Source organism: Streptomyces sp. NPDC054847, from assembly GCF_053610925.1.
This window is the reverse complement of sequence record NZ_JBSGZJ010000539.1, coordinates 1-4,489: the sequence shown is the minus strand read 5'-3', so window position 1 is coordinate 4,489 and position 4,489 is coordinate 1. Positions and strand designations below refer to the sequence as shown.

Here is a 4,489-nt window from a genome sequence, read left to right as displayed (position 1 = left end):
CCCTCGATCTCCTCGAAGCGGGCGCCCGGCAGCGCCTCGGCCACCGCCCGTCCCAGCGCCGGGGCGATGACCTTGTCGCCGCCGCCCGCCAGGACCACCGCCGGGACGGTGAGCGCGGCCAGCTGCCCGCGCAGGTCCATCCCGCGGGAAGAGGCGAACGCCTCGGACCGCACCCGCGGCGACGCGGCCGCGAACATCTGCCGGTTGACCTCCCGGGCACAGGCGTCGGCCCGCTTGCCCAGCATGTTCTGCCCCAGCAGCAGACGGCCCAGCGCCGGCCGCCGCACCGCCCACGAGAACAGAGGGCTGCCCATCATCCTCACTTCGCTGTCGGGCGTGTCCTGGTCGTGCGCGGCGGTGCCCAGCAGCACCAGACCGCCCAGCCGGGCCGCGGGAGAGACGGCGTACGTCATCGCCGCGAACCCGCCGCCCGAGTGCCCCACGACGATCGTGTCGCCGGGCGCCCCGACATGGTCCAGGACCGCGCCCAGGTCCGCCCCCAGCCGGGGCACCGAGAACGGCTCCCGGCCGGACGTGGAGGCGCCGTGCCCCCGCAGGTCGTACAGCACGACCCGGTGCCCGTCGCGGATCAGCCGGTCCGCGACCGTGCCCCACACCCGCCGGGCCGCGGCCCAGCCGTGCGCGAGGACGACCGTGCGGCCCGACGGCGCGCCCAGCGGGGCGAGGACGCTCACCGCCAGGCGGGCGCCGTCGTCGGTGACGAGTGCGCTCTCCGTGGCGGGCGGCGCCGCCGTCGTCGTCATCGCGCCCCCTCCTTCTCCCTGGCCAGCACGCCGCTGAGGGCCGCGAACGCGGCGCTGGTGGCCTTGGAGTGCTCCGCGCCGATGTCGGCGACCTTGGCGAGCACCTTCAGCCAGCCGTGCGGGCGGCCCCGGAAGTGCATGCCGAGCCGGGTGCGGCGCCCGCCGTCCAGTGGTTCGAGCAGGAAGTCGCTCGGCCCGCGGAACACCCCCTCGACGTACTCGACCGACAGTCGCCTGCCCGTCTCGACCGCCGTCGTGCGTGAGGTGAACCGCAGCTTCAGACCGCCCTTGTCGACGCCCTTGGTGTGGACCGTCACCTTGACCTCGCCGCCCACCTCGTCCGGTGAACCGGACGCGGCGGCGAAGGTGTTGGCCGGCACCCACCACTGCGCGCCGCCGCGGAACTCGGCGAGCAGCGCGTCCCAGACGACGTCCGGCGGAGCGTCGATGACCGCCTCGTCGATCAGGTCGTAACTCGTCATGTCCTTCTCCTGTCGGTGTACGGGTCAGGGTGCGGGCCCCGCGAAGGGCCCCGGGGACGGGGCCCGCGGCCGGACACGTCAGCCGAAGAAGCCCTGACCGGGGGTGAGGATGTTCGCCGGGTCGTAGCGCCGCTTGGCCTTGTAGAACTCCTCCCAGCGGTAGCCGAAGTGAGTCCTCCAGTCGGCGGTGGTCATCCGGGGGATCGCACCGACCAGGTACCGCTTGGCGCCCAGCGCCACGGCCTTGTCGTACAGGCGGCGGTTCTGCTCGAGCATCTGCGAGATGTTCGGGTCGCCCGGGTTGGGGAACCGCAGCAGGTCGAACAGGTAGCCGACGGACTCGTTGGGCTGCACCGCCAGCGGCCGGGTGATCTTGCGGGTGTAGTACGGGTAGAACAGCAGGAACCCGCCGCCCAGGTCGGAGGCGGTCAGCTCCTGCTCCACCAGCTCCATGAACGCCTTGGTCTTGGACGCCGGCAGGAACAGGCTCAGCCACGGCTTGGGCTGGAACCAGTGGCCGGTCTCCTTCAGGTAGACCTCGTAGCCGTCGAGCCGGAACATGTAGTCCCGGTAGGCGACGTCCTCGACGACGGCCTGGGCCCGGTTGTCGAGCAGTCCGGCCAGCAGGGCCGCCCGGTCGGGGACGGCGGTGCCGGAGTAGTTCGCGGCGACCTCCATCTTGTAGCGCCAGCCGGTGTCGTCGGGGCGGCGCAGCATCTCGCCGGCCTGGACGTGGAACCGGTTCTCCGCCATGACCTTCTCGCCGTCGGCGAGGTAGGTCGCCAGGTCGTCGTAGAAGAGGCTGAAGACGACCGACCGCTGGGGTGCGGGGGCGAGCTTCACCTTGGCGCGCAGGATGATCGCGGTCTGGCCGCCGCCGGACAGGATCGAGTGGAACAGGTCGGGCCGCGCCGAGGCGGAGACGGTGACGAGCTCACCGGTGCCGGTGACGACGTCCATGGAGTGGACGGTGTCGGCCAGCAGGCCGAACTTCTGCACCGTGCCGCCGATGCCGCCGATGGAGACGGTGCCGCCGATGGACAGGTGCAGGTAGTCGGGCAGCGCCGGCGGTGTCTTGCCCACCTTCAGCGCGGCGTCCGTCAGCTGTCCCCAGGTGACACCGGCCTCGACGACCGCGTTGGTCGCGTTGATGCTGAGGATCTTCGACATGGCGCGGGCGTCGATGGATATGCCGCCCTGCGGCACCGCCGCCTGGCCGTACACGGAGTGCGACTCCATGTCGTCGCCGGTGCCGCCCTGCCCGTTGACGGCGATCTTCAGTTTGTTGGTCCGGGCGTAGTTGACCATTTTGACGATGTCCTGGTCGGAACCAGGACGCAGGACCGCCCACGGCGCGGACGGCTTCAGCCGCCCGAAGTCCTGACGGAATCCGTCCAGGTCGGTCGCCGACGTGGTCAGCGTCCCGTCCAGGGCGGGCACTTGTCTGACGTCGATGTACTGGCCGCCGTCGACCTCGGCGGCCGTCGCCCACGTCTGGTTGGCGACGCTCCAGCCGACGACCGTTGCGGCGATGCCGCCCAGTACCTTGCGCCGCGAGAGTGCGTTGTTCATTTCTGTCCTCCGACCCATTCCAGCAGGACCGATCCCCAGGTCATGCCCGCGCCGAAGCCGGCCAGCAGGACCAGGTCGCCGTCGTTGATGCGGCCTTCGTCGAGCGCCTCGGTCAGGGCGATCGGGATCGACGCGGACGCGGTGTTCCCGTACTTGTGCAGATTCGTGACCAGGGCCTCGGGCCGCAGGCCCGTGTGGCTGAGGATCGAGTTGATGATCCGGATGTTCGCCTGGTGCGGGATGACGTGGCGGACGTCGGCCGCCTCGACCTTGGCGCTGGTCAGCGTCTCCCGCACCGTGCGCACGGTGTAGCGCACGGCGTTGAGGTAGATCTCGTTGCCGTTGATCTGTGCGTAGTGCAGCCCCTGGCGGACGGTCTCCTCCGTGGTCGGCATCCGGCTGCCGCCGGCCAGGACCTTGAGGCTGCCGGCGCAGCTGCCGTCGGCGCCCAGGTTCCAGCCCAGCACCGGGTCCGACGGGGCCGGCCGGAGCACCACCGCGCCCGCGCCGTCGCCGACGAGGATCGACAGGTCCCGGTCGGCGGGGTTGGCGGTGAGGGTGTGGGTGTCGGAGCCGATCAGCAGGATCGGCCGCGGGTCGATCTTGATGAGCGCCATGGCCTGGACGAGGCCGTAGACGAAGCCCGCGCACTCGGAGTTGACGTCGTGCGCGCTGCCGGCGATGCCCAGTTCGTGGTGGACGAACGCGGACGTGGCCGGCGAAGGCTGTTCGGGGGTGGCGGTGGCGACGATCAGATGGGCGATGTCGCCGCCGCTCAGCCCCGCCTTGTCCAGTGCGCGCCGGCCGGCCTCGACAGCAAGGGAGGCGGTCGTCTGGCCGGGACCGACGGCCCGGCGTTCGTGGATCCCGCACCGGCTGACGATCCAGTTCTCGTCGACGCCGAAGCGCTGCGCGAGCTCCGTGCTGGAGACCACGCGTTCGGGTACGGCCATGCCCCACCCGGTGATGTCGAAGCCGTTCACAGGACTCTCCCCTGATCAGGCCTGGGCGGGCACGAGCTGGACGATCCGGTCGTGGACGACGCGCAGCGTCGTGGTGTCGTCGATGTCGGCGAACAGCGACTCGTCGGCCGGGATGTGCGGGTACTGGTTCTGGAACCCGTACAACCACTCCATCAGGTCCAGCGAGTCGACGTCGGCGATGTGCTGGAGCGGCTGGTCCGGGTCGACCTTCTGGGCGCCGGAGACGGCCTCGAGCTGGCTCGCCAGTTCTTCGACGGTGGGCAGCGACATGGGGTTCGGTCCTCTCTCGCAAGGCTTGGGGTGTTACGCCTAGGAATCGAACCGGCAGCCGCGCAAGCGGGGCGCAACACCGCCGGCCCGGCGCCGTCTTGCACATCTGTTGCGAGCACTTCGCTTTCCTCGACCCCGACAGCCGCGCACCCCGACAGGAGTTGAGGAAGAGATGACGACGGTCGCTGACAGGTCGGTCCCCGAGGTCGACGCGATCAGGCACCACTACGAGGTGAGCAACGACTTCTACCGCCTCCTGCTGGGGCCGACGATGATGTACTCGGGCGGCTACTGGGAGGAGGGCGAGGGCCTCACCGAGGCCCTCGACGAGGCCCAGGAGCGCAAGCTCGACCGGTTCGTCGAGCTCGCCGGCGCCGCCGGCAGCCGGCGGGTGCTGGACGTGGGCTGCGGCTGGGGC

General features: G+C 70.9%; 6 protein-coding genes. 1 reads left to right on the top strand and 5 read right to left on the bottom strand.

What is annotated here, in order from left to right; all coding sequences use genetic code 11:
• The 5 genes from ACWGH4_RS31905 to ACWGH4_RS31885 form a co-directional block, all read right to left on the bottom strand.
• Positions 1-764 (bottom strand): alpha/beta fold hydrolase (locus tag ACWGH4_RS31905; RefSeq protein WP_453467016.1); only part of this gene is annotated, 764 nt, incomplete at its 3' end.
• A complete protein-coding gene (locus ACWGH4_RS31900) occupies positions 761-1,246 on the bottom strand; it encodes an SRPBCC family protein (RefSeq protein WP_453467014.1) in 486 nt (161 codons plus the stop codon). The genes ACWGH4_RS31905 and ACWGH4_RS31900, both read right to left, overlap by 4 nt.
• A gap of 78 nt (positions 1,247-1,324) precedes the next feature.
• Positions 1,325-2,818, bottom strand: coding sequence for an FAD-binding protein (locus ACWGH4_RS31895; RefSeq protein ID WP_453467012.1), 1,494 nt, complete (start codon positions 2,816-2,818; stop codon positions 1,325-1,327).
• Positions 2,815-3,801, bottom strand: a complete 987-nt coding sequence (locus ACWGH4_RS31890) for a 3-oxoacyl-ACP synthase III family protein (protein WP_005321909.1) — start codon at positions 3,799-3,801, stop codon at positions 2,815-2,817. Before ACWGH4_RS31890 ends, ACWGH4_RS31895 begins: the two co-directional genes overlap by 4 nt.
• A 15-nt stretch (positions 3,802-3,816) precedes the next feature.
• On the bottom strand, positions 3,817-4,071 hold the full coding sequence (locus ACWGH4_RS31885; RefSeq protein WP_005321911.1) for a hypothetical protein: 255 nt from the start codon (positions 4,069-4,071) through the stop codon (positions 3,817-3,819).
• Between the two features lie 172 nt (positions 4,072-4,243).
• Between ACWGH4_RS31885 and ACWGH4_RS31880 the strand changes: the two genes are divergently transcribed.
• Positions 4,244-4,489: SAM-dependent methyltransferase (locus tag ACWGH4_RS31880; protein ID WP_453467009.1), on the top strand; the 246-nt coding region annotated here is incomplete at its 3' end.